Source organism: Bacteroidota bacterium, assembly GCA_016183775.1.
Classification (GTDB): Bacteria; Bacteroidota; Bacteroidia; order JABDFU01; family JABDFU01; genus JABDFU01.
Genome location: JACPDY010000020.1, coordinates 1 through 23,038, shown reverse-complemented (window position 1 = coordinate 23,038; position 23,038 = coordinate 1). Strand labels below are relative to the sequence as shown.

The window sequence follows — 23,038 nt, the reverse complement described above, 5'->3', positions numbered from 1 at the left end:
CTGGGATAATTCCTTCACACTCTCTTTGATGTGTATTGTTTTTGCGAATGACATATTGTTATATTTATAGTTTAGTCCAAATATAATAAAAAAATCTATTCTGCAAATATTGGACTTAATTTTATTTATAATTGGTATAAAAATAAATTTGATCGAAACCCAAGACCGAATGTGTTGTCAAAGCATTTGGCCGAAAAAAAAGAACAGACCTAACAAGATTTCTCTCGTTAAGTCCGCTTTAGTAGACCACTCCCCTGAAAAGTCGAACGAATTTATACAAGATTTTGTGAAGATCATCGAGTTCTCGAAAAAATTGAAATCCATTCCCTGAAATCCCCTTACATATACCACTTTTATACAAGCTCATTCAGGCATATACCGCCTTCATACAGGCTTATTCAGGCTTATTCAGGAGTTTTAAGGTGTGATACCAATAAAATAAAGCTCCGCCCGGAATGTTTTTTAATTTATTGAGTTTGTTGTAGGCGGGATCGGTAAGCATATAGTCGCCAATATTTATATCAGGACTATATTTCAGGAATTTCGATTGATTCGTTTTTATTATTGCTGCCAAGTACGCTGCTTTTGCAGATGCCGTTATAGCATCATCAATACGAAAGGGAGCAGTAAAAATGTATGATTTTATTTCTTCCAGTCCGGCAGCTATTTCAGGGAACTTGGTTTTTCCGGCATCGTCCGAATGAACACCCCTGAATGCAATGATGCGGGCTGTGGAAATAGTATCATCCAGCACACTGGTTATTGTGATTTTCTTTTCCGACCTGTATCCTATTTCCTGACGGGAAACAATGTCAAAAGCTTTTTTAACGATTTCTATATTTTGAATAAGATCAAACAAAGTTCCTATATCGAAAAGTTGTTTGATAATTTCCATTTCTTTCTTACGCCCGTATTGAATGCCAATGGTTTCAGGAGCAAATGCAGTTAGCTTGTCCCCAGTGATAGAATCAATAGTTGGTATTTTTACAAGTGTGGGACTGCCATCTGTTTGCAGCCAGGGAGATTGTATTTTTCCATCAATAATTTCGGGGTAATTATGCTTTTCGTAAAGTATGTCGAGCATAACATCCTTTTCTTTTTGTTCGGCATTAGAATAAAAATGTAAGTGGTAGTGTGCTTTCGGAACACCGGGCTTATAGCTTCTTATATCATCCAACGACCATTTTGTAAAAACACCTTTAGCCGTTATTTCATTGAGAATACCTTCAATTTTTGCACGACTCTCGGTAGTAACAATGTCCACATCAATTGAAAATCGTCTTGGTTCAGGTAATAATAAAAACAGGCAAGTACCACCCTTGAACACAAAATTCAATTTGGCAAGAGAGAGTTGCTCAACGAGCGACAAAGCATAAATAACCTTTTCTATAATGCTGGGATCAGCTTTAGAATGGCTTTCACGCCTTGACTTTATCCACTGGGCGGTATATGATTCTCCTGCTATCATGTAAATAAACCTTCAGGGGTAATGGTATTCTGTTTCATGTATTCGATCAACTCTTTCTTTTTTCCTCTGCGATTTGCATAGTTCAAAAGTACCGAGAAATTTATATCAAATTGTTCGTAAGCTGTTTTAAAAATATTTTCCATCTCTCCCCTGAAAGAACTAAGTTGAATTTTCTCACAAAAAATATCTACCAATATCTTTTCCAGTCTTGGGATTGCAACGTTATTGCTTTTTTGGAGAGGAGATTTGCTAATCAGCGATTTAACGATAATAGTTTCTGTTTCCTGATAAACATACTGACTCATTATTTTTTCATCAGGTTGCAGATAAGTGTTTGAGTATCCATTATCCCTCAGAAAATAAAAAATAGATTCTGCTCCTTCCGGCTCAACTTCCACAAACCAAATAAAACGCCCGGCTTGATGAATCATAAAATCATTCATCCATCGGGTATTCCACACGCATAAATTCAGGTAGGGATATTTCGCTGTTATTTCCCGGTATATTTTTTCAAGCCTCTCTTCTACCGGAGGCAGATAAGTATGTTTCTGCGAAAGAGAATAAATGCCTGTCCTCAAAACACGAATTATATTCTGCTCTTTCAAACGATGCACCCTGATCCCGAACGTACTTTCATTAAGTTCAGGTTCCGATTTTTTGTAAAGATCATACAGCTCCTGACGGCTAAAAAACTTCTTACTGCCGAAGGCTTCTCTTAATGATTTTTCTATGGATAGTTTAGTTTTATACATTTTTATATGGCACAAATATATGTAAAATTTGACAATAAAGTATATTTATTGTCAAATATTTCATAATAATACATGCAGTAACGATATTATATGTGCAACAAGTCCGCTTTTTGTGCGCTCACTTAATAGCTTTCGTTCTTCTTGTGCAAGCTCTGCGTAGATGGAGATAATTATATTGGTAACAAACGTTTCGTTATTTTTTTCATCCAGGCTTTCAAGGCCTACAAAGTTTTTAAATACGATTGAGATTTTTTGTTCGTGAAGCCTGTCGATGGTGTTGCGTATATCTTTCGCTTTCCTTCCAAGTCTGCTTATTTCGGTGACAAGCACTTTTGTAAATTCTTTTCGTTTAGCTGCATGGAGTAGTTCGATCAGATCTGGTCTGTCGGTGTTGGTGTTGGTTTTGCTGCCGGATATTTTACTGGATATAGTACGAACGATTTTGTATTTATGTTTCTTGCAAAAATCGGTGAGTTCAATAAGTTGCCTGCGGGTATCTTGTTTTTCAGAACTCACACGGATCAGTAAACAAACGTTAGTAGTCATTAGTATCGTTCGTTTTTACTGAACCTGTTTTTGTAAATGTAAAACCCACGCAAATACTGGGCAAGATAGATCATTTTTTAGCCACCCTTAATTTTGAACCACGTTTTGGGCTTGTGGTAAAAGCAGATGTAATTGATTGGCTTTATGATCAGGCAAAACTTTAAGAATATTTTTTAGCCAACCGTTGGGTTCGATGCCATTGTGTTTGCAACTGGCAAGCAGACTGTAAATCATTCCTGCACGTTGCGCCGCCTGATGCGATCCGGCAAACAAATAATTTTTCCTTCCCAGTGCCACCGGACGAATCGCATTTTCAACTAAGTTATTGTCGATCTCCAGTTCTCCGTATTGCGTGTAACGGTATAGTTTTTCCCATCGCACCAACGTGTAAGCAATCGCTTTGCCAATTAAACTTTTGGGCGTTACCTGTATAATGTTCACTTTGAGCCATTGCTCCAATTCATTCAGCACAGCCAATGCCTGTTCTTGTCTAAGTACACAACGCTGCTCATGGGTAAAGAATTCTTCTTTTGCTTTGCGCTCAAGCTCATACAGCTGCTGTATTTTTATCAATGCGAACTCTGCTCTTTGTTTGTCGTTATCTTTCGCTTCATCAAACATCCGGCGGGCATGCGCCCAGCAATTGAGTTGAGTAATGTTGTCCTTTTTATCAAAATCATCATAAACGCCATAGCCATCGGTCTGCAAAAATCCGTTGAAGTCTTTGAGGATTTCTGATGGACCACCTCTGTCTCGTCCTTGCTGATAATCAAACAACACCAATCTTTTTTGTGGTGAATGATAAACCCAGTAATACCCTCTGTGCGTTGTCCCTTGCTTTTTATCAGGATCTAAAACCTTGATCGGGGTTTCATCGGCTTGCAGATAATGTTCATTAAGCACCTGCCTTTTTAATTCATCGTACAGTGGTTCTATTAATCTGGCCGTTTGTTGCACCCAATCTGAAAAAGTAGAATCATTTAACTTGATTCCCATTCGCTCGTAACGTTTTAGTTGGCGATACAGTGGCAAGTGGTCTAAATATTTATCGGTGATGATTGTTGCTAAAAAATTTGGTCCAGGGATTCCTTTATCTATCGGGCGTGATGGCAGTTCTCCGATCGCAATCCTTTCCCCGTTTGCTTTGGCATATTTTGAACGAACATATTTGTTTACAAAAAACTCTGCCGGCTTAAGTTCCAGTTCTTCTGTAATTTCTTCACCTATTTTCACCCAACCTGTTACATCTTCTTTGGGTTCTATGATTATTTCAACTCTTGGCAAATGAGCAGGGATAGACATTCTGCCTGTGGAAACAGTTTTATTTTTCTTTGCCTGACGACGCATGTAAGCAATGTTTTGTAATCTTCCGACTTGCTCTAATTTATCTGAGGGTAAATCAAAATCAATAATGATCTGCTCGGGATTTACTGGGGGAACAAAGCGTTCGCTTTTGCTTCCGTAAACAAGTTTCTTAATCTGTGCTAATTGTTCTTTGAGTTGGGTGATGGTAAAATTTTGTTCAATTAATTCGGTGATGAGTTCTTCTTTGGAGCTATTTTTATACGTTTCGATCACCAGTCAAAGATAGGTGATGAACGTACTGATTTCATTGATGTTTCATCACTATTTGTAAACAATATTACGTTGATAACGCATGCGTTTTTTTACTGACGAAAGTCGGATCCCTTCATTGATCAAAAGCATTTGTTGGCTCGTGATTTCTATACTTAATGAATCAGAATTTATATCAGGGATTTCGTAAGTGCCTTTTTCTAATCGTTTATAAAAAATAGCAAAGCCATCTCCTTGCCAGGTTAAAAGTTTGATCAGGTTTTTCCGCTTGTTTAAAAAAATAAATACATCACCGCTTAGTGGGTCTTGCAAAAATTCATTGCGTACCAATCCGCATAGTCCATCAAAGCCGTTTCGCATATCAGTTGCTTTACGGTACAAATGATAGCGGTACGCCGGCGATATGCTCAGCATTTTTTATTTGGTAAGGGATCGTAATTCTGAAAAATTTATCGGTGAGTAGAATTTTAGCTTTATTCCATTGGGGTAAACTAATTCCACAATGAGGCCTGTAGGCGCTTCCTGTTTCTGCTTTACTACTTTTACCGGAACAAAATTATTCGCCAGCTTGGATCGGCTTCCCTGTTTCTTATCCTTTTGTATTTTATTCCAGTAATAAAACTGGTGTTCGGGAAAATTATTTTGTTTGCAAAACTCTGATACACTAAGGCCACTGGATGGCCAACTGGCTATCAGTTCAAGTTTTGCTTGGCGGAATGTAAGTTGTTTTTCGTTCATGTGCATATTGGTTTATGCACAAAAATACTACCTGACTAAAACTCAAACAAGATGTACTTCGTTGGGCGGATACTTCTAATATAGAAATCACTCTTTGCTTTAGGTCAGTAGAACGATCAAGAATAAGTTTCATTTGTCTGCCCAATACCCTTGCAGCAATATGAGGAAGCTCCGCATTGTTCTCAAAAAGATCATTATGATTTTCGTATATAATATCACTTTCAATATCAAAATAATGATCGAGGATCAAACGTACGTCTTCAATATCCTTTTGCCTTTCCTGTGGCCTGTCATCATAAGCGATCAGTTTAAGGATAACAATACCGGGCAAGGAGCAAACTTTAAAGGTATGTTTATCAAATTCAACAGGATGAGTTCCGTTTTCGTAAACTTCCCTAAAGCCATTCACCGCTATTTTAGCGAAGCCCTTGCCTTCAAGCATTACTTTACCTTCCACTTCTATTTCACCAAAGGGTAATAAATCTACCTGCAATCCTTTGGGGCTAAACAGAACAAATTCGTTTTGTGTAGAATCATTGAATCCCTCTTTTTCTTTGAGGTGCTTTTTCAACTTCTCAAAATCTTCTTTTGCCGGAATAAAAACAGCAAAGTCCACATCTTTTGTTCCTGAAGGACGCATACCATTGTGAACAAACCAAGTATCTCTTGCAATAGCACCAACCAGATAGAAGTCAATTTTCAGAGCATTAAATGCTCTTTCAAGAGCCTCGAAAAGCTCTTTTAACCCTTCTTGCCGGAGTTGCTCAATATTTATTTTGAAGGAATCTTTCATAAATTTTTTGTGCCGTTTCAATATTTCTTGGATCACCTGTATTCATAAGGTCAGCATATACCAGCAAAGGCGGCACATGATTAGCCTTGTCTATCTCCTTTAATTCCCAGAACTTTTTATATACTTTAATATTACCCGCCTTATCAGGAACTAATTTATAATTTTTCATCAGATCAGCCCTTGTTTCATTGGTATATAAAGTAAACATGGCGGGTCTTAAATAATTGGTTAATAAATCACCTGCTGGCTCACCTCCCCAATACGTTTCACCATGTTTTAATGGCAGTTTTTTCCAGTTTAAAAAATCTTCCTCTTTAAGAAAGCGGAAAGTATCTACATACAAATGTGGTTTCAACTTCTCTTCGTAAGCTGCCATCCATTTTTCCAATAATTCTTTTTTATTGGTAAGCTTCACTTCTTCTTTATTTATTTTCAGGATGAACCCCATTTCTTTCAATCCGTTCATAATATAGTTGATGTTGCCTAATGCTACATCAGCCTTTTCAGCAAGATCACGGTAGGGTAGGTTGATAAAATTTTCTTCTAATAAAAAAAGGAAAATCACTTTAGCGCCTGTTTTTGTAAAAGCACGATTTACTTTTTCGCCTTGTGTGGTTAATGCTTTATTGCCTTCCAACCATACAAACTGTTCATCAGCGTTCAGATAAATATTTCCGTTGGTTTCGAGGTAGGCGATTTTTTGTTTTCGGAGTTCTTCTTTAATTTTTGGAAATATTTTTTCTGCCACTAACATAAGCGGATCCCACTTTTTTACATGCTCCATTATAATAGGGAGGTGGTGGTTTCGGAATTCTTTTTTTACCTCCAGGTTAAAGACCGGATGTTTGTTTCCAATAACGAACTCCAATTTTCCATCCAATTCTTTTATCCCATTTCCCTTCCATTTACCACGTAAGCCGGTGGCATTAAAAAGGTTTTCAAGTGCGATATTTATCAAATTAGCCTCTTTCATGTTCATTTTATAATAATGTTCACAAAACGTGAACGAACAAATATAGTGAACATTATTTAATTGAGCAAATTTTAATGAGATTTACCAAACTTCGGCAATTACCTTCCTTTTTTGCCAAAGTTTGGTGATATTCTATCCGGTCCTTATTCATTCTCCGGTCATACCGATTTATTCCAGCCTTATTCCATAAAAAAGTGGGCTTATACTGTAGTTATACCATAAAAAAACACAGTCATTCCACAGTTATACAGTAGAAAAGTAGGGTTATACTACCATTATACAGGCTTATACTGATCTTATCGAACTAAATATTTTCCATTACCGAGTGGACAAATTGCACTTGAACTATAATGATGAACGAAATATTAGAAAAAATAAAGTCGAACTTTAATGAGAAGATAAAGGTTGAAGAAAAAAGACCTGGCATCTATCAGTTATATCTGCCCATTTACCATGAGGATGGAGATATGATAGATGTTTTTGTCGTTCCTAAATCAAATGGTGGGTATGAATTGTGCGATTTTGGACAAACTCTTATGAGACTTTCTTATTCTTATGATACATTGCCCAAGAAAGATCGAACGAGGCTTACCAATACTTGTGATAAACAATTTACCTCGCTTCAAGATTTTAAAAATGATGCAAAAGTATTTCTCCAACGGGAAAGAAAAGAGTAAAGGCAGCTCTTATTTAAAGCCTTTTAGAAGCTCATCCAAATCTATTTCCAATCTTTCACATACTTTCTTGAGATAATACAGTGAAGGATTGAATTGTCCCTTCTCCAGTTTAGAAATGTTTTGCTTATCCATAAAGCAACGCCTAGCGAGTTCTGCACCAGTAAGTCCTTTTTTAACTCGGAGAGATTTAACATGCTTTCAATGATTCATGAGGCCTGTAATTGCTTTCTGTAATATTTGTTTAGTCTCAACATCTACTTTAGGAGGCACTAAGGACAAATTATTGTATGGTTTGGTAAAATCCGTCATCTTATTGGCTTTTATGATATGTCGAAAAAATGCGAAAATTGGCACACATATTTACAATGTGTCGTTTGGGAGTACATAATAATTTCAGGCTAATACAATCCATTCCATAGCCAAAGTGTCATGCAACACCTTGACTTGCCCGATTTGATAGACAGCAATTACTTTCCTTTCTTCGCTTCCTCAATCAGTTTCTCATTCATTTTAACATACTCATCACTCTTTGCTTCTTTTGCCAGGGCCATTGATTGTTCGGCGGTTGCAATGGCGCCTTTGTAGTCTTTCAGTTTTACCTGAATCTTGGCTTTGAGGTGCACAACATAATACGCTTTAGGGTTTTGTTCAATGGCTTTGTTGCTCCATTCAAGGGCTTTGTTCAGGTCTTTTCCGTTATCATAATAATAGCCGGCGGCCGAGAAATAGGGGCGTGTGTCTGCTGCCAATGCTGTTTCAATGTTTTTCATTATCACGCTGTCAATCGCAGCTGTTACATTAAAGGCGATTCTCGTTTTTTCCCAGGTAAGTTCAATGTTGACGCTTGTAGTTGTAATATCTGTTACATTGATCGTGAATGTTTCGATTTTGTCGATAAGTGGTGTGGGCTTTACTTTAAAGCGAACCAGGTCTTCTTCCTGTTTGTAATTAGCTGTCCCTGCCTGTTTAGCGTTTTTGTTTACAATAATGGTCCATTCAGTTTGGCCGGGAATAGTAAAAAGTGAATAGGTTCCTGCAGGTACATCATTGCCTTCCACTTTTACTTTATCGCTGAAAGTAAGTTTTGTACAGGCGTTGGCACCGGTCCTCCAGATCTTATCGAAAGGAACTACCTCGCCGTACACCACACGTCCCCTCGCGCTCGGGCGTGAATATTCGATCCCGATCTCGCCCAATGCGAAATTTTGTTTTAATGTTTGAGTTGGACTAAGCACAGGTGTTTTTAATTGTTGCGCGCTCATTGAAAAGGAAACGAATGTGAATGCGGCTAAAGCAATTGTTTTAAGGTTGGTGATTTTCATAGGTATTTATTTTTAGATGAAAAGTTTTCAATGAATTGAACAGGTGACAAAAATAGTATTATTTACGGCACAGGAACTGCTTTAGATTTTATTTATGCTACCCTTATACTTTAAGCGGCCACTGAACCCGGGTTTAATTTTACCCTTGCAATAATTATTTCGCAAGGAGAGCTTGTATTCAACTCAATTTGTTCAGCTGTTTCGGTCGTAAACAGTGCAAAGTCGCCCTCATTCATAATTAAATTGTCGTGTTCTGCTTTTACGTTCATAGAGCCGGCGAACAAATAAATACCGGTGTAGTTAAAATTTTTATCAGGCAAAATGCTTTTTGAACCGGTAGAAGGCAATTGATGTGATTCAATATGCCCTGTTGTTTTCCCCCTGGTCATTAAGTTAAAATCGGTCACCTTGCCTTTCGCTTTGGTTGGCCATTCTCCGTCAAATACATCAATATCAAACCTGTTGAGTTGTTTTTGGTAGCGGTCGGTGTGATCAATGTCAAGTACACTTTTCAGTATCATTAGATGCCTTGTAACACCAGGCATAAAGGTAAAAGTTGATTCGGGCACTTCGACTGTGGCGTAACTGATGCGGAAATCAAAATTAAATTTTGTGTACTCAGCGCTTTCGGGAAAAATAAAAAGTTGTGTGGTGGTTCCGCCGGCCCAGGTTGCGGTTTTTAATTGCGTTTTTTTAATATGAAGTAATTTTGACATTACTGAACGAATTACCGGTTTAGCAATACTTATTTAGCCGGTTCAGTAATCTCCTTGTTAAGTTGATAAGGTATGCGATAGCACAGGAACAATTCATGCGATCCGCTGCTGAACTGACCAATAGAACCAAAATTGTAGTCGTACGAATAACCAAATGAAAAATTATTTTTAGTGACGCCCACAAATACAATGGCTGATTCATTGAACTCTGAGGAGCCGGAGAATCTGTAGGATAAGCCGCCCCAGAATAATTTGTTGTAAGTCGCTTTTATATTTACATCAAACTGGACCGGAGCTCCGCTTTCAATGAATTTTACAAGTAATGATGGGGTAAGGATGTATTTTTCGCCTATGGCGCGATCAATACCTGCTTGCAGCAGGTAATGCCTTTTTAATTGTTCCTTAAACAGGTCATCACCACTTCTGAGTTTGTTGCCGGCAACCTGCAAAACAGAAAGTCCGACATAATAGTTCGTGCTGTACAAATAGAAACCGGTATTCAGATCGGCAGTGATCGTTTTGCTGCTCATGCGGTTAAACGTATTGTCATTTTGTTCGTCAAGTGATATTTTATTTTTGTTCACCGAATGTTGTATGATTATCGGAGCCAAACCAAATGAAAAATTTATTTTTTCCGTAAATTTTACTCTATATGAATAAGAGAACTGCGCCGACATCATCCCTGTTGGACCAGCGGTGTGATTAATGAGTGCCAGTCCTACTCCGGCTTTTCCATTCACTCCTCCATGTACGCTGGCCAGTTGTGTGGTCGGGGCGTTATTAAAATTGATCCATTGGCTGCGGTGTGAAACGGATACCGGGACAAAATTTTTTGTGCCGGCTATAGCGGGATTCAGTATGAAATCATTCTGAAGATACATACTGAACCCGGGAAGTTCCTGAGCGCTGACGGCGGCACAGATGAAGATTGATAATGTGACAATTAAATTTCGCATCTGAAAATATTTTTTTATGTCCTGAATGATAATTTTTATAATAAGTAAAACTTTTTGGTGGACTTTAATATTTCGGCTTTTTTGCAGCATTTGGGTTTTAGCCACGAAATCACGAAAGCTCCAAACCGGCGCGGCCTGAGGTATTATGAAATTTTTTTTGGAAGGTGTCATGTTGATGTTATCCGTGTTGTTACCTGATTATAGTTACCGGGCCCGTGCGTTTAGGGCTGCCATTGCCAAGATCCAGCACAAAATAATAGGTGCCCGCTTCAACCTGCTGCCCGTTATATTTCCCGTCCCAGGCAGTGGTGTACCCGTTTGAGCTGAATATCAGTGAGCCCCACTGGTTGAAAACCTCCACCTTACAATTCTTAAATTCACTCAATGCACGTATGTTCCAAAGATCATTTACCCCATCTCCATCCGGGGAAAAGCCCGATGGAATATTCAGGCACGCCGGATCTTCAATTTTTACATCAACTTTTGTGCTGTCGGTGGCGGTATTACCATACCGGTCGGTAATGGTAACCTTATACGATCCTTCTTCAAGATCATTTATACTTGCAGTATTTTCCCCCGTACTCCAGCTATAGGTATGCGGTGAACGACCACCTGTAACAGTAGCAACAGCAGATCCCTGCTTTGCAGTGGGGCATGTATTGTTGCTTTGAACAGCGATATTCATAGTAGTTAATATACTATCCTTATACAAAACACCGGTAACGGTAAAGCCGTTGCCTATTATTGATCCGGTGGCATCAATTTCAAGTACAGGCAACTTACTTCCCTTGGCCCACCATTTATATTCGTAGCGGGGAGGTTGAGGTAAATTAAAACCAAAGCCAAGTGTATCAAGGAATATTGAGTCAGTTATGTTGATGACAGTTTTAACCCGAATAGTATTGAATGTGCCATAGGGTGTGGTAAGTTGTCCCCAGCCATCAACTGTATTAACACGTTTTTGCCTTTTTCGAAAATAACCAACACCCGCGACAGGATAGGAGAAGCCGGATAATGAAGAATCCGTATTGCCATAATTCATGGGAAATTTATAAACCACATCAGCAGGTGTAATAGGCATTGGTATAGCAATACCTGTGGTGGTTATCCCATGGAAAGGAATAGTTAATTGTGAGGTTTGTTTTTTGTAAAACTTATAAGCATTGGTAGGGACGGAGCCTAATAAAATAAAAGGGATCGGATCGGGGTTAGGATCGGGCCTGGCGTAAGTGGAAAGAAAGCCGACAAAGGGATAGCCGGTACTTGCCGGAACGAGCATCTTTTCTACGCGCTGTGAATCGGGAATAAGAAAGTCGTAGTTCCAGGTATAATTCGGGCCGGTCAGGGTTTCATCGAAATTTATAAGTGATTGTTGAACGCTCAGTCGTATGGTATCATTTACGGTTACCATGTCGGTATCTGTAATTGTAATTTGCGCTTCGAGAAGCGGGGCGGCGATAAGTAAAAATAAAAAGAACAGAGATCGGATGAAATTCATTCGTAGGGTTTTAATGATTCAGCTATTCACTGTAATAATTGAAAAAATATTTACGTTAATTTCATTTAAATCTAAGGAAAATATCAGAGGCTTTTTATGTTTTGTCGAAATAATTCTCATGAGAGATTCGAATGGATCCGGGAGGGTATAAGCGGTAAATATGGGGTTTCAAACGGAATTACAGGGCTGTGTAATTCACCGTTGGGGACGAAATTCTCGTTTCCGGATCCTGGATCTCCAGCATAACCGCATATATCGACAGGCTTAACAGTGAAGCGAAAAAACACCAAACAGAAACAAAATAGTTTTCATAAAATAGTTCCGTGATAGCTGCAGAAATTATGATCGTTACTCCGAGCATCCACATCCTTTTTATATGCGAGAAGAAGGATGGCGCAATTATGGAAATAATATAAAACACTGCAACTATGTTCTGGAGAACAGGCGGATAATTTCTTATGTATAACACATGGTGTCCGGTTATTCGTGCCTGAACAGAATAAGTTAAAAGGCAGTATCCAAGATACAAGGATACAACTGCGCCCAATCCTGCCAATATTTTTTGGATATTTTTACGCGTACCCTTCTTTTCAAGGAGTAATATGGACAATGGAACGTAAAGAGGCCATATCACCTGCGCGAAGAAGAAGAAAATAATTGTTAAAGCATGTGAAGTGGCACTTTTGGCCGGATCGGGCAATGATAACCACAAAAAACCTTCTGTTATTTGTTGCACGGCAAATATTAATGGAATAACTGCGAAAGGAATTTGTGATTTATGTTGTACTTTTCTGATGGCGGCAACGCCTATTGCCGATAAAACAATACTTGCCCCGAAACTCGCATTTGCCGAAAAGCACATAGGTTTAAATTAAATGATAATAGAGTTTATACCTAATAAGGATTTTTGGTGGGCTTTTGTGTTTTGGTGCTTTTGTGGCGAAAATCCATTTGCCACAAAAGCACGAAAGCTCAAAATGTTCACCAAATTTTTTTCTGAAAATTCCATATAATATTCTTATTCGGTATAATATCTAATAACTATATGGAATGAACCGCTTTACATGCGGTGAAGGCAAACTCAAACTCCTTCATGTCAAAGGTGGACAATTTAAATGGACATGTGTTACACAATTTTGGCTATAAGTTACTTTGTTCACATGTTTTTTAATTGAAATTTGCGGCACTATAAATTTGGACTAATATCTTCTATTCTTAACTCCCTGTATTCTCCCGGCTTTAACCCGTCCAGTGTTACAGATGAGATACGAATTCGTTTCAGTGAGTTCACTTCCAATCCCAATGTATGGCACATTCTGCGGATCTGCCTGTTAAGGCCCTGCGTTAGTATGATCCGGAAAGAATGAGAATCGATTCGTGTTACAACATCGCTGAGCGCTTTATTCACCGTCACTTCGTATTCTTTTTTCTTTCGGTTTTCAGAGAGAGCGATTTGCTGGTATAAATCTCCGTCGTTGGTGATGAGTAATAATCCTTCCGATTGTTTATCCAACCGTCCTACCGGGTAAAAATGACCCGGAAAAGGAATGAGCTCGCGCAGGTTGTTTGCAATAGCGGGGTTCAGGGTACATTCAATACCGCGGGGTTTATAGAAGGCGTAATATCTGTAAACAACGGCTTCGCGTAATAGTTTTCCATCCTGTTCCACAGCATCTGTTTCCAGCAGGTATTCTTTTTGTACAGCTTTCCGTCCGTTTACCTGAACCCGGTTGTTTTCAATATATGAGCTTGCTTCATCTTTTGAAACGCGGCAAAGTTTAACGAGGAGATCGTTGACCTTCATAGTGTAAAATTCCGTATTTAATAGGAGAATGCATGGGATTTTCTTAAAAAATAGTCATGCTCTTACTTTTCTTTATTAAACCGGCCTGTTGCAAGGGTCCTTTGTTTTGTGGTACATTTATAGGGTATGATTAGGACTGTTCGTTTTAAACAAAAAGTATATGAGCACTGCGTTCACTTGTTGAACGGTAAGATACATGCGCTGAGGACCATACTTCACGAGTTGGGTGAAAGCTCAAAGAACGATACCAAAAGTTCGGCTGGTGATAAGCACGAAACAGGGCGTGCGATGATACAGATAGAGCAGGAGACCATTGGCAAGCAATTAAAGGAAGTGTTGGAGCAAAAAATCTTACTTGAAAAAATTGATCCCTGTTTTAATTCTTCACTGGTAGTAAAGGGCAGTATGGTAAAAACAAATAAGGGCTACCTGTTTTTAAGTATTGCGTTCGGAAAAATTTCTGTTGAAGGAAAGGTAGTAATGGCGATCTCTCCGTTATCTCCGCTCGGAGTTAAATTGATGGGGTTACGAATAAAGGATTCAGTCGAAATTAAGGGGACAAATTATCTGATCGAAGCAGTTTCTTAAGAAAAAACAAGTTGGCTATTCATGCTTTATTGTTTGTCACCTGATTTTGCTCAATTTTAAATTGCATTAAGGACGCAATGTTTTTTGCTCTTGAAATGGCCTCTCTGGCATTTTCACCGCTAAAATTTTCGTGAACTGTATCTTCCCAAAGCAGAAGCCATTTATCAAAATGCTCTTTTTTGAGCATGATCTTTTTGTCCAGTTCAATATGTTTTATCATTGGGTTCCCAGAATACGTATTTTTTCCTAACAGTACCGAACCCCAGAATGAATTCATTATCGGGATGTGTTTTTCCCACGACAAGGCCACTATATTCGTGAAAATAAATCCTATGGTCGGGTCGGCAATGACTTTTTTGTAAAATGAGTCGATGAGCAGTTTAATGTCGGCTTCTGTTGATATGTCGTGTTTGTTCATTTCCGAAATTACTATTTGCAAGAGAGTAGCAGTTGAACTGGTAGAATGAAATTACATATAAAAACAAAAGTAACCTATGGTCCTACGTTTTTGCCAAAGGATTCACTATGGATCGATTTAATTCAGGTGTGAATTTTTATAATTTTCAGGATTTCTTTATTACATTTAGATAATACAATTTTATTTAAATCCATCAGCAAATGAAGAAGCGATTTTATGTTCTGGCTATGATCAGTTTTATAGCTATGATAATAGTAACAGGTTGCCACACTTCGAAAGCCGGCAAAACAGGACAACACAAGGGCCATACCTGGGATAATTTTAAGTGAATGTATTAATTTAAAAAGTCTGCGACAGTTCTTCGTGCAATAATCAATTCATTCATAGCGTTACCGTATTTACGGTAAATGCAATGAACAAAAACATTGAAATATTTCTGGGTGTTTCCTTTTTCCTTATTTGTCTAGAAGCTGGTGGGATTGGTCTGCGCGAAGCTATAAAACAAAAAAGTATAAAATTTGAAGTCCGCTGGCGAACCATGGATGAATTGATCTGAGTGCCGGAACTTTTTATGTAAATGTTTATTTCCCAAATGGCTTTCTCACTTAAAAGTAATTCAGCTTGGTCAGGTAGATCTCCTGATTTCATATAAGCTTTCTGACGGTTTAACCAATTCACTATTTTACTAACTTAGATGTTATAGAATTTTTTAAAAATTTACGACCATGAAAAAATACGTAGCATTCTGTTTTATAAGTGTATTTGTTGGCACCTGTTTTGCGCAAAAAATAAAGATCACTGAATCTGTTGAGCGTATCGGCGAACCCGGTGCGAAGAACAATGTGTTGGCGGTTATCATCAGTGAAGCCACCCCCGAAGAAATTGAAAGCGACTGGAAGGCGTTAACGAAATCGTATAAAGCGAAAGTCTCAACCATGGAGGATGTTATATTCTCGGATAATGCGGTCATTAAATCGATCAGCAATAATACGATTGATATGTATGCGCGTTCTGAAAAAATAAAGGAGGGCGAGACCCGTTTTATAATTGGGTTTAACTTGGGCGGCGCGTATCTCAGTTCCATCCTGCATCCTGAGCAATTCAGGGAAATAAAGCAGATCGTTAATGATTTTGCAGTAAAAACCACCAGGGATGCTATCGCTAATAAGTTAAAAGCCGCGCAAAAAGTGCTGGATAAACTTAGCGATGAGCAAAAGAACCTGGTGAAAAAGAATGAAACCCTGAATAAGGATGTTGAGACCAACAAGCAAAAAATAGAAGAGCTCAAAGAAAAGATCAAAAGAGAGGAAGAAGAACTTGTGATCAATAAAACGGACCACGAGAATAAAACTAAGGAAGTTGATGCTCAAAGAAAAGTTGTTGAATCATTGCAGGCCAGACAACTGGCTGTGCAGTAGGGAATAATAATTTTCTCTTTATATTTCAGAATTACTGTTCAGTACGTAAATCCTTTGTTGCAGAGCTAAATAAGCTTATCTCCGGTAGTTTGGAAAACCCATCGGGATCTTTCTGAGAGCAAAACGCTATCTTTGTAAACCTTGTACGATTATGCAGCAGTTGTTAGAGCTATTAAGTAAACCCTGGTCCTGGTATGTATCAGGGCCTGTGATTGGTTTGTGCGTTCCGCTATTATTGATCCTCGGAAATAAACCGCTTGGAGTTTCATCCAGCTTAAAGCAGTTTTGCGCCATGTGTTTTCCCGCCAATATTGAGTTTTTCAAATTTGACTGGAAGGCCGGAATATGGAAAGTGTATTTTATTGTCGGTCTTTTCATCGGTGGTTTTATAGGAGGTTTTATTCTGAATGATCCGAACCTGCCTGTTCTGTCTTCATCAACAATTAACGACATTAACGCAATGGGCGTGTCCCATCAGCAGGGCATTCTTCCTGCTGAGATATTCAGTTGGGATGCTTTATTCAGCTGGAGAAATCTGCTCATCGTTGCCGGCGGATCTTTTCTTGTCGGCTTTGGGACCCGCTATGCTAATGGATGTACCAGCGGTCATGGTATTTACGGACTCGCTACTTTTCAGCTGCCATCACTTATTGCGGTAATTACATTTTTCGCTTTTGGGATATTATCGGCCAATTTTTTGTTGCCCCTTATTTTAAAATAGAAGTATGAGAAATTTCCTATATATGGTAACCGGTATAGTATTTGGTGTGGCGCTTTATAAAGGAGAAGCCGTATCCTGGTTCAGGATGCAGGAAATGTTCCGCTTCCAGGGTTTTCAGATATTCGGTTTTTTTATGACAGCGGTGCCTGTAGCGACCATTTCGGTTTTGTTGTTGAAAAAATTTAAAGTAAAAAGTATGGATGGAGAATTAATTCAAACCTCTCCGAAAAAATTTACGAAGGGCACTGTTATTGGTTCTGCGCTTTTTGGCATTGGCTGGGGACTCACAGGAACATGTCCCGCACCTATTTATATTCAGATCGGCGGAGGGGCCTTGGTTGCAATTGTATCATTATTCTTCGCCCTTGCCGGAACATGGGTTTACGGTTATTTTCAGAAAAGACTTCCTCATTAATTACTTGTATAGCCGGTTCATTGGTCTCATTCGTTAGTTGAAACTATGCACTTTCAGTGCAAGACTTTCAGTTTCTTAAAGCATTATTTTCTCTGTGGCTCTCTGTGACTACTCCTTTTTCTCTGTGTAATTTTTTTGTTACACAGGGTTTCACACCTGTGTGCCAAAACACTTCGGTGTGCAGGTACAGAGGTGACACAGAGAACCACTAAGTATTTTTTATTTAGTATTGCGGAAAGAATTTTTGTTTTTTCTGTACCACAACCTATGGACTTTCAGTCCATAGTGGTTTAGTTCAGACTGATATGCGCATGTTTTATTATATTAGTTGCAGCAAACAGTTGAAATTGAATAAGCGTATTTGAAATTCTACAGATATTCATGCATGGTTATATGTTAAGAAGGACATGTAAAAAAATATTTTTGACCGGACTTATCGCATCCCTGTTATGCTTTTATGTGGTCAGTGCGGAAGCAAATGTTTTATCAGATCACGCCAACCGAATGATTAAAGATGGCGTTGAAGATAGCAGTGGAAATGGTCTATCGACAAGTTATGCCATCAAATCGGGCAAGAAAAAAAAGAAAAAGAAGAAAAAAAAGAAGAAGAAAAAAGGCAAGAAAAAGAAGTCGAAAAAAAAGGCGTACCACAAAACACCTAAGAACAAGCAAAAGAATCTGAGGCAAGCCCGGTAATTGTATTTGTGCCAGATGTCATGGCGCGATCTATCGGATATCCGGAATATTATTCAATGATAATTTTCCGTGTATGCGTCTGCTCACCTGAACCGATTCTAATCATGTAAATTCCGGTATCCCAGCCCGAAGTGTTAACTTCTGTTTTTTCCTTATTCATGCCGCTTTCCATCAAAATATTGTATACCCGTTGACCGGTTGAACTGAATACATCAAGCTGAACAGGTTCGGCAAAACTTTGTTTAAGTTCAATGAATAATTGTATACCATTTCTTTTACACCGGTCGGATAATTTTCAAACGCGAAAGAAATGTAGGAAGGTTTTGTGTTGTAGAAATAGACAGTGTTCGTCGCGATCAATGTATCTCCTGCGACATACATTTTGTTACCGTTATTCAGGTTGGAGTCGAAACGCGGATAGTTGGAAGAAGTAATATCAATGCATATCCTGTGTCCCGCCAGGAAAGTAATGGCAGTGGATGGAAGGTCGATCTGAACCTGGTATGTTTGTCCGGGAACAATGCGGGAAGTATCGGCTGCCGTAAATCCTTTTCTGAAACGCATCCTTTGTATTCCATCCGCTACCAGCATTGATCTTCCGTCGGGATAAACATCCGTTAAACGGATCGAAAAATCAGTGTCGAAGCGATCGGACGAAACGGAAAATACCGCTTTGGTTGTTCCTTTGAGTTTTACATTTTGAGTTAAGACCGGTGTGCTGAAGATCAGTATATCGTTCCTGCTTTCTACCGTATCTTTTTGGTTGTAGGGGCCTTGTTTTAATCCCTGTTTCAGCGTGGTGCCGCCATACGTAGGTGATGGGTCGCGCGGATCGTATATTATTACTGAGCTGTCTTTCGCTGCCGTTGGTACTGCCGGGTCAAGCAAGCCGTTTTTATGCAGGTATAATTTCACATCGGGTAAAGCAGCAGGTGGCCAGGTTGTGGAGGCATTCCAGTTGTCCTCGCCAAGCTGAAAGTAGCGCATTACAGGTTCGTTGTCCCAGTTGTTATTCACGCCTCTTAAATAATGATCAAAAAAACGCAGGGCCAGCGAATCGCTCCAGCCCGCTGCGCCGGGGTAGGAGAGCTCACCCTGGTTGCCCGATCCTACATAAGTGGCGCCAAACCCGCCATGTGCCCAGGGTCCCATCATCAGCTTGTGTTTGGCTCTTACGACTGCAGGTGAATTGGCTTTCAGGCTGTCGAACAATTGCAGCATCACTGATATGTTGTGATCGTACCAGCCCCCGATCATAAATACAGGAATATTGATCGATTCAGGATACATATTTGCGTTCTCTGCGAATTGCCAGGTAAGGTTATACACAGGATTTGCCAATAGAGTTGTCGACATTCCGTAACCCAGCGCGTCCAATTGCTCAACATATTCGGTACGGTATACTCCGCCCGGAAAATATTCATCATAATTAAATTGCGAACCCGCAACCAGAGGAACTGCGCATACAAGGTTGGCCGGTTTTTCTTTAGCGGTTTGGTATTGTATCTTGCCCAAAGCTGATGGTCCCCATGTGCCTACCTTGCCATCACTCCAGGGTTGAGCTGCTATCCATTGCACCACATCGTACCCGTCTTTTCCCCGGTCGGGTGAGGCTACACAGGCCGAAGTGGAACCATAAAAGCAGCGCCAGTCAACAATAACAAAGGCATATTTACTGGTGTTTAGTTTCAGTCCTGTGCCCAGTGGCAAGCCCAGGCGATAAAAAATGCGGTTATAGGGTGTCTGGATCAGGATCACCGGGTATTTATTTACAGTATCCGGGCGGTAAATGTCGGCCGCAAGTGTTTTTCCATCGCGCATCGGGATATTTACAATTTTAGGACTGAGGGGTTGAGAATAAGAATTGAGCACTAGGATTGTGCCGATAAAAAAAAGAATGGATTTTGGATTCATATAAAGTAAATATGATCTTTGACTTTTAAAAAGAGCGAAGGTTTAAACTAAGTTAAATAAATTCAGGTCCGATCGGACACACGGCATTTATTTTCATATATCTTCGTTTGCCGGGGCCTATAGTGGTGATATTTACTAAATTCTGAAGAATGGTAATCTTTAACGATTGAATTATGGCTAAAATAGTTACTTATAATGTGAACGGTATCCGTTCAGCGATCAGCAAAGGCTGGATCGATTGGCTGCAAGCCACCGGCCCCGATGTTGTTTGCCTGCAGGAAATAAAAGCTAATCCCGATCAGATCGATCCTTCTCCAATCCAAAAATTAGGATACGAAATGTATTGGTATCCTGCGCAAAAAAAGGGATACAGCGGTGTCGCCGTTTTTTCTAAAATAAAACCCGATCATGTGGAGTATGGCTGCGGTATAAAAAAATACGATGATGAAGGCCGTGTATTGAGACTTGATTTTAAAGATGTGTCGGTGATGAGTGTATATATGCCTTCCGGCTCAAGCGGTGAGGAGCGGCAGGCCTTTAAAATGATATGGCTGGACGATTTTCAAAAATACATTGACAGCCTGAAAAAGAAACGGTCTAAACTTATCATTTGCGGCGATTATAATATATGTCACAGGCCTATTGATATTCATAACCCGGTAAGTAACGCTAACTCCTCGGGTTTTTTGCCCGAAGAGCGGGAGTGGATCGATAATTTCATGAAAACAGGTTTTATCGACACTTTCCGGCATTTTAATAAAGAGCCTCATAATTATACATGGTGGAGTTTTAGGGCCAATTCCAGAGCCAAAAACCTGGGTTGGCGCATTGATTACAACCTGATCAGCCATACACTTGAGAATAAGCTTAAACGTGCCGCCATACTCCCCGAGGCTAAACATTCAGACCATTGTCCGGTTTTACTTGAAATCGATTTTTAAACAGCTTCTCTTTGATAAGTAGTTAAAAAACTGATGTTTATATGGTTTAAATAAATATATTTGTAGGTTGTAAAAAACGGGCAAATAAGTAAGTTTGAAATAACCATATTTATTTTACTTTATGGTGTATTTCATTGACCTTTAAAAACGCACAAAATATATGCAAATGCAGAAGGCGATCTTTTCAATATTAGCAGCAACTTTACTTTGGTCGTGTGGGGGTAATAGGGACAGTGAAGGAGGCATACGTGAAGCTAAGGGAGGAGTATACTATGGTGGAATTTTTAAGTCGAATGAGATAGAAGATTTTAAAAGTCTTTATCCCCTTAATGTTACTGAAATTGTAAGTATACACATCGCTGCGAATGCATACGAGGGTCTTGTAAAACTATCGCAAACAGATCTTTCAATTACCAATTGCCTGGCTGAAAAGGTAGATAAGACCAAAGATGCCCAGACATGGACTTTTTATATACGTAAAGATGTTAAGTTCCAGGACGATCCTTGTTTTCCGGATGGAAAGGGGCGCGAAATAACAGCTGCCGATTTCAAATATTGTTTCGACAGACTTTGTGAAGCCAGCCCCGAGAATCACCAGTTCGGAGTAACATTCAGCGGCAGGGTAGAGGGTGCGGATGAATACTATCAGTCTACTGTTGACAAAAAGCCTTTAGCCACCGGAGTTTCAGGCGTTAAAGTGATCGATGACCATACCTTGCAAATAAGTTTGAAATTTCCTTTCGCCGGTTTTTTAAATATTTTAACCATGCCGGGCTGCTGGTTGTATCCGCAGGAAGCTGTTGCGAAATATGGCAGTGACATGCGTGTAACCTGTGTCGGGACCGGACCTTTCCAGGTAAGAAATGTAAAGGAAGGTGATGCGGTGGTGATGGAGCGCAATAAAAACTATTGGGATGTGGATGAATTCGGTAATCAATTGCCTTACCTGGATGGTTTGAAGTACAGCTTCATCAAGGACAAAAAATCCGAATTGTATGAATTCAAAAAAGGCAATCTCGATATGACCTTCCGTTTGCCAATTGAAATGATACCTGATATTTTAGATGAGTTTAATCATGCCAAAGAAGGCAATGCACGTTTTGATATGATGGTTGTTCCGGCCATGGGCGTTGATTATTATGGCTTTCAGCATCAAAGCGATATTTTTAAGAAAAGAGAAGTGCGCCTGGCATTCAATTATGCCATTGACCGTGAGAAGCTTGTTACATACACGCTCCAGGGCGATGGTATTCCGGCTACTTATGGTATCATTCCTCCCTCATTTAAGGAATACGATAATAAAGCATTGAAAGGTTTTTCGTTTAAGCCCGATACCGCCCGTCATTTTCTGGCTATGGCCGGTTATCCGAGTGGCAAAGATTTTCCAAAGCTGACACTGCAGATCAACAGCGGAGGAGAGCGTAATGTGCAGGTAGCTGAGGTTGTTCAGAAAATGCTGAAAGAAAATCTGAATATAGACGTTGATATCAATGTAATGCCAATGGCCGAGCATATGGAGAATTATGAAACCGGCAAGGCTTTATTCTGGAGAACAGGCTGGATAGCGGATTATCCGGATCCTGAAACATTCCTTACTATTTTGTATGGTAAAAATGTTCCTGAGAAAACAACCGATCGTTCTTATGTGAACCCCGTTCGTTATAAAAGCGCGAAGTTCGATTCCTTATTTGAGTTGGCTTTGCGTGAAGTTGACAATAAAAAACGTTTCGATCTGTACCGCCAGGCTGACCAGGTTGCGATGGACGACGGAGCGGTGATGCCTATTTTCTACCAGGAAAACTATCGTCTTGTACAGCTATGGGTGAAGAATTGCGATGCTAACGGCATGGACTATCGTGATATGGCGAAGGTTTACTTTATTCCTAAGGAAGAGGTAAAGAAAAAACAGTAGATATATTTTAGATATGCTCTGAACGGCCTGTTCGCTTTTGCGGATAGGCCGTTTTGATTATTCCCATTAAACCACCGCCAATGGCGGTGGTTAAGGTTAAAAGCGAAGCTAGTATATTTGTAATGTGGCAAAGAGTCGTTATAGAAAGTTATCTCATAGTTTCTACTATTGTGTATATCATATAGTATGGACACCGA

25 protein-coding genes and 1 pseudogene are annotated in these 23,038 nt (G+C 39.4%); 8 read left to right on the top strand and 18 right to left on the bottom strand.

Annotated elements, in window-relative coordinates; all coding sequences use genetic code 11:
- Positions 1 to 394 precede the first annotated feature (394 nt).
- The 8 genes from HYU69_02900 to HYU69_02865 all read right to left on the bottom strand — a co-directional run bounded on the left by HYU69_02900 (position 395) and on the right by HYU69_02865 (position 6,845).
- Entirely contained in the window at positions 395 to 1,468 is a 1,074-nt protein-coding gene (locus HYU69_02900; protein ID MBI2269285.1) for a nucleotidyl transferase AbiEii/AbiGii toxin family protein, read from the bottom strand.
- A complete protein-coding gene (locus HYU69_02895; protein ID MBI2269284.1) occupies positions 1,465 to 2,220 on the bottom strand; it encodes a hypothetical protein in 756 nt (251 codons plus the stop codon). The genes HYU69_02900 and HYU69_02895 overlap by 4 nt, the downstream gene beginning before the upstream one ends.
- Before the next feature lie 60 nt (positions 2,221 to 2,280).
- Entirely contained in the window at positions 2,281 to 2,766 is a 486-nt protein-coding gene (locus tag HYU69_02890; protein MBI2269283.1) for a recombinase family protein, read from the bottom strand.
- 87 nt (positions 2,767 to 2,853) lie between these two features.
- Positions 2,854 to 4,344, bottom strand: coding sequence for an IS66 family transposase (locus tag HYU69_02885; protein MBI2269282.1), 1,491 nt, complete (start codon positions 4,342 to 4,344; stop codon positions 2,854 to 2,856).
- Positions 4,345 to 4,392: 48 nt separating this feature from the next.
- Positions 4,393 to 4,755, bottom strand: a complete 363-nt coding sequence (gene tnpB, locus HYU69_02880; GenBank protein ID MBI2269281.1) for an IS66 family insertion sequence element accessory protein TnpB — start codon at positions 4,753 to 4,755, stop codon at positions 4,393 to 4,395.
- Positions 4,756 to 4,758: 3 nt separating this feature from the next.
- Positions 4,759 to 5,079: a hypothetical protein gene (locus tag HYU69_02875; protein MBI2269280.1), complete on the bottom strand. Its 321-nt coding sequence runs from the start codon at positions 5,077 to 5,079 to the stop codon at positions 4,759 to 4,761.
- Positions 5,039 to 5,872, bottom strand: a complete 834-nt coding sequence (locus HYU69_02870; protein ID MBI2269279.1) for a nucleotidyl transferase AbiEii/AbiGii toxin family protein — start codon at positions 5,870 to 5,872, stop codon at positions 5,039 to 5,041. Before HYU69_02870 ends, HYU69_02875 begins: the two co-directional genes overlap by 41 nt.
- Positions 5,844 to 6,845: a hypothetical protein gene (locus tag HYU69_02865; protein ID MBI2269278.1), complete on the bottom strand. Its 1,002-nt coding sequence runs from the start codon at positions 6,843 to 6,845 to the stop codon at positions 5,844 to 5,846. The genes HYU69_02870 and HYU69_02865 overlap by 29 nt, the downstream gene beginning before the upstream one ends.
- Positions 6,846 to 7,195: 350 nt before the next feature.
- Between HYU69_02865 and HYU69_02860 the strand changes: the two genes are divergently transcribed.
- The gene (locus HYU69_02860; GenBank protein MBI2269277.1) at positions 7,196 to 7,522 is read left to right on the top strand and encodes a DUF1828 domain-containing protein; all 327 of its coding nucleotides are present in this window, start codon (positions 7,196 to 7,198) and stop codon (positions 7,520 to 7,522) included.
- 9 nt (positions 7,523 to 7,531) lie between these two features.
- On the opposite strand, the pseudogene HYU69_02855 reads toward HYU69_02860, so the two are convergent.
- From HYU69_02855 to HYU69_02825, 7 genes and pseudogenes are all read right to left on the bottom strand, one after another.
- A pseudogene (locus HYU69_02855) lies at positions 7,532 to 7,705 on the bottom strand (helix-turn-helix transcriptional regulator).
- Between the two features lie 284 nt (positions 7,706 to 7,989).
- A complete protein-coding gene (locus HYU69_02850; GenBank protein MBI2269276.1) occupies positions 7,990 to 8,844 on the bottom strand; it encodes a DUF2911 domain-containing protein in 855 nt (284 codons plus the stop codon).
- A gap of 110 nt (positions 8,845 to 8,954) precedes the next feature.
- Positions 8,955 to 9,560, bottom strand: a complete 606-nt coding sequence (locus HYU69_02845; protein ID MBI2269275.1) for a HutD family protein — start codon at positions 9,558 to 9,560, stop codon at positions 8,955 to 8,957.
- Between the two features lie 29 nt (positions 9,561 to 9,589).
- Positions 9,590 to 10,516, bottom strand: a complete 927-nt coding sequence (locus tag HYU69_02840) for a type IX secretion system membrane protein PorP/SprF (GenBank protein MBI2269274.1) — start codon at positions 10,514 to 10,516, stop codon at positions 9,590 to 9,592.
- Positions 10,517 to 10,706: 190 nt separating this feature from the next.
- A complete protein-coding gene (locus tag HYU69_02835) occupies positions 10,707 to 12,014 on the bottom strand; it encodes a gliding motility-associated C-terminal domain-containing protein (GenBank protein ID MBI2269273.1) in 1,308 nt (435 codons plus the stop codon).
- A 178-nt stretch (positions 12,015 to 12,192) separates the two neighbouring features.
- Positions 12,193 to 12,876 (bottom strand): hypothetical protein, encoded by a 684-nt coding sequence (locus tag HYU69_02830; GenBank protein MBI2269272.1) that lies wholly within the window; start codon positions 12,874 to 12,876, stop codon positions 12,193 to 12,195.
- 324 nt (positions 12,877 to 13,200) lie between these two features.
- On the bottom strand, positions 13,201 to 13,818 hold the full coding sequence (locus tag HYU69_02825; GenBank protein MBI2269271.1) for a ribosomal large subunit pseudouridine synthase F: 618 nt from the start codon (positions 13,816 to 13,818) through the stop codon (positions 13,201 to 13,203).
- A 126-nt stretch (positions 13,819 to 13,944) separates the two neighbouring features.
- Here HYU69_02825 and HYU69_02820 point away from each other — a divergent pair, with 126 nt between their 5' ends.
- A complete protein-coding gene (locus tag HYU69_02820; GenBank protein ID MBI2269270.1) occupies positions 13,945 to 14,406 on the top strand; it encodes a hypothetical protein in 462 nt (153 codons plus the stop codon).
- A 19-nt stretch (positions 14,407 to 14,425) separates the two neighbouring features.
- On the opposite strand, the gene HYU69_02815 is transcribed toward HYU69_02820, so the two are convergent.
- The gene (locus HYU69_02815; GenBank protein MBI2269269.1) at positions 14,426 to 14,824 is read right to left on the bottom strand and encodes a group III truncated hemoglobin; all 399 of its coding nucleotides are present in this window, start codon (positions 14,822 to 14,824) and stop codon (positions 14,426 to 14,428) included.
- A 725-nt stretch (positions 14,825 to 15,549) separates the two neighbouring features.
- On the opposite strand from HYU69_02815, the gene HYU69_02810 reads away from it, so the two are divergent.
- The 4 genes from HYU69_02810 to HYU69_02795 all read left to right on the top strand — a co-directional run bounded on the left by HYU69_02810 (position 15,550) and on the right by HYU69_02795 (position 18,074).
- Entirely contained in the window at positions 15,550 to 16,242 is a 693-nt protein-coding gene (locus HYU69_02810) for a hypothetical protein (GenBank protein ID MBI2269268.1), read from the top strand.
- Positions 16,243 to 16,402: 160 nt separating this feature from the next.
- Positions 16,403 to 16,963: a YeeE/YedE family protein gene (locus HYU69_02805; GenBank protein ID MBI2269267.1), complete on the top strand. Its 561-nt coding sequence runs from the start codon at positions 16,403 to 16,405 to the stop codon at positions 16,961 to 16,963.
- A 4-nt stretch (positions 16,964 to 16,967) separates the two neighbouring features.
- Positions 16,968 to 17,378 carry a YeeE/YedE family protein gene (locus tag HYU69_02800; protein MBI2269266.1) on the top strand — a complete coding sequence of 137 codons (411 nt, stop codon included), beginning with the start codon at positions 16,968 to 16,970 and terminating at the stop codon, positions 17,376 to 17,378.
- 423 nt (positions 17,379 to 17,801) lie between these two features.
- Positions 17,802 to 18,074 (top strand): hypothetical protein, encoded by a 273-nt coding sequence (locus HYU69_02795; protein ID MBI2269265.1) that lies wholly within the window; start codon positions 17,802 to 17,804, stop codon positions 18,072 to 18,074.
- A gap of 49 nt (positions 18,075 to 18,123) precedes the next feature.
- On the opposite strand, the gene HYU69_02790 is transcribed toward HYU69_02795, so the two are convergent.
- Positions 18,124 to 18,339, bottom strand: coding sequence for a T9SS type A sorting domain-containing protein (locus HYU69_02790; protein ID MBI2269264.1), 216 nt, complete (start codon positions 18,337 to 18,339; stop codon positions 18,124 to 18,126).
- A complete protein-coding gene (locus HYU69_02785) occupies positions 18,246 to 19,988 on the bottom strand; it encodes a CocE/NonD family hydrolase (protein ID MBI2269263.1) in 1,743 nt (580 codons plus the stop codon). Before HYU69_02785 ends, HYU69_02790 begins: the two co-directional genes overlap by 94 nt.
- A 173-nt stretch (positions 19,989 to 20,161) precedes the next feature.
- Between HYU69_02785 and xth the strand changes: the two genes are divergently transcribed.
- Both xth and HYU69_02775 read left to right on the top strand, forming a co-directional pair.
- Positions 20,162 to 20,929, top strand: a complete 768-nt coding sequence (gene xth, locus HYU69_02780) for an exodeoxyribonuclease III (GenBank protein ID MBI2269262.1) — start codon at positions 20,162 to 20,164, stop codon at positions 20,927 to 20,929.
- Between the two features lie 166 nt (positions 20,930 to 21,095).
- Entirely contained in the window at positions 21,096 to 22,841 is a 1,746-nt protein-coding gene (locus tag HYU69_02775; GenBank protein MBI2269261.1) for an ABC transporter substrate-binding protein, read from the top strand.
- Positions 22,842 to 23,038: the final 197 nt, after the last annotated feature.

Excerpts from the sequence above, each read along its gene's own strand:
- HYU69_02900 (MBI2269285.1), bottom strand. The coding sequence starts at position 1,468 with ATGATAGCAGGAGAATCATATACCGCCCAGTGGATAAAGTCAAGGCGT.
- HYU69_02895 (MBI2269284.1), bottom strand. The coding sequence starts at position 2,220 with ATGTATAAAACTAAACTATCCATAGAAAAATCATTAAGAGAAGCCTTC.
- HYU69_02890 (MBI2269283.1), bottom strand. The coding sequence starts at position 2,766 with ATGACTACTAACGTTTGTTTACTGATCCGTGTGAGTTCTGAAAAACAA.
- tnpB (MBI2269281.1), bottom strand. The coding sequence starts at position 4,755 with ATGCTGAGCATATCGCCGGCGTACCGCTATCATTTGTACCGTAAAGCA.
- HYU69_02875 (MBI2269280.1), bottom strand. The coding sequence starts at position 5,079 with ATGAACGAAAAACAACTTACATTCCGCCAAGCAAAACTTGAACTGATA.
- HYU69_02870 (MBI2269279.1), bottom strand. The coding sequence starts at position 5,872 with ATGAAAGATTCCTTCAAAATAAATATTGAGCAACTCCGGCAAGAAGGG.
- HYU69_02865 (MBI2269278.1), bottom strand. The coding sequence starts at position 6,845 with ATGAAAGAGGCTAATTTGATAAATATCGCACTTGAAAACCTTTTTAAT.
- HYU69_02860 (MBI2269277.1), top strand. The coding sequence starts at position 7,196 with ATGATGAACGAAATATTAGAAAAAATAAAGTCGAACTTTAATGAGAAG.
- HYU69_02850 (MBI2269276.1), bottom strand. The coding sequence starts at position 8,844 with ATGAAAATCACCAACCTTAAAACAATTGCTTTAGCCGCATTCACATTC.
- HYU69_02845 (MBI2269275.1), bottom strand. The coding sequence starts at position 9,560 with ATGTCAAAATTACTTCATATTAAAAAAACGCAATTAAAAACCGCAACC.
- HYU69_02840 (MBI2269274.1), bottom strand. The coding sequence starts at position 10,516 with ATGCGAAATTTAATTGTCACATTATCAATCTTCATCTGTGCCGCCGTC.
- HYU69_02835 (MBI2269273.1), bottom strand. The coding sequence starts at position 12,014 with ATGAATTTCATCCGATCTCTGTTCTTTTTATTTTTACTTATCGCCGCC.
- HYU69_02830 (MBI2269272.1), bottom strand. The coding sequence starts at position 12,876 with ATGTGCTTTTCGGCAAATGCGAGTTTCGGGGCAAGTATTGTTTTATCG.
- HYU69_02825 (MBI2269271.1), bottom strand. The coding sequence starts at position 13,818 with ATGAAGGTCAACGATCTCCTCGTTAAACTTTGCCGCGTTTCAAAAGAT.
- HYU69_02820 (MBI2269270.1), top strand. The coding sequence starts at position 13,945 with ATGATTAGGACTGTTCGTTTTAAACAAAAAGTATATGAGCACTGCGTT.
- HYU69_02815 (MBI2269269.1), bottom strand. The coding sequence starts at position 14,824 with ATGAACAAACACGACATATCAACAGAAGCCGACATTAAACTGCTCATC.
- HYU69_02810 (MBI2269268.1), top strand. The coding sequence starts at position 15,550 with ATGAAAAAATACGTAGCATTCTGTTTTATAAGTGTATTTGTTGGCACC.
- HYU69_02800 (MBI2269266.1), top strand. The coding sequence starts at position 16,968 with ATGAGAAATTTCCTATATATGGTAACCGGTATAGTATTTGGTGTGGCG.
- HYU69_02785 (MBI2269263.1), bottom strand. The coding sequence starts at position 19,988 with ATGAATCCAAAATCCATTCTTTTTTTTATCGGCACAATCCTAGTGCTC.
- xth (MBI2269262.1), top strand. The coding sequence starts at position 20,162 with ATGGCTAAAATAGTTACTTATAATGTGAACGGTATCCGTTCAGCGATC.
- HYU69_02775 (MBI2269261.1), top strand. The coding sequence starts at position 21,096 with ATGCAGAAGGCGATCTTTTCAATATTAGCAGCAACTTTACTTTGGTCG.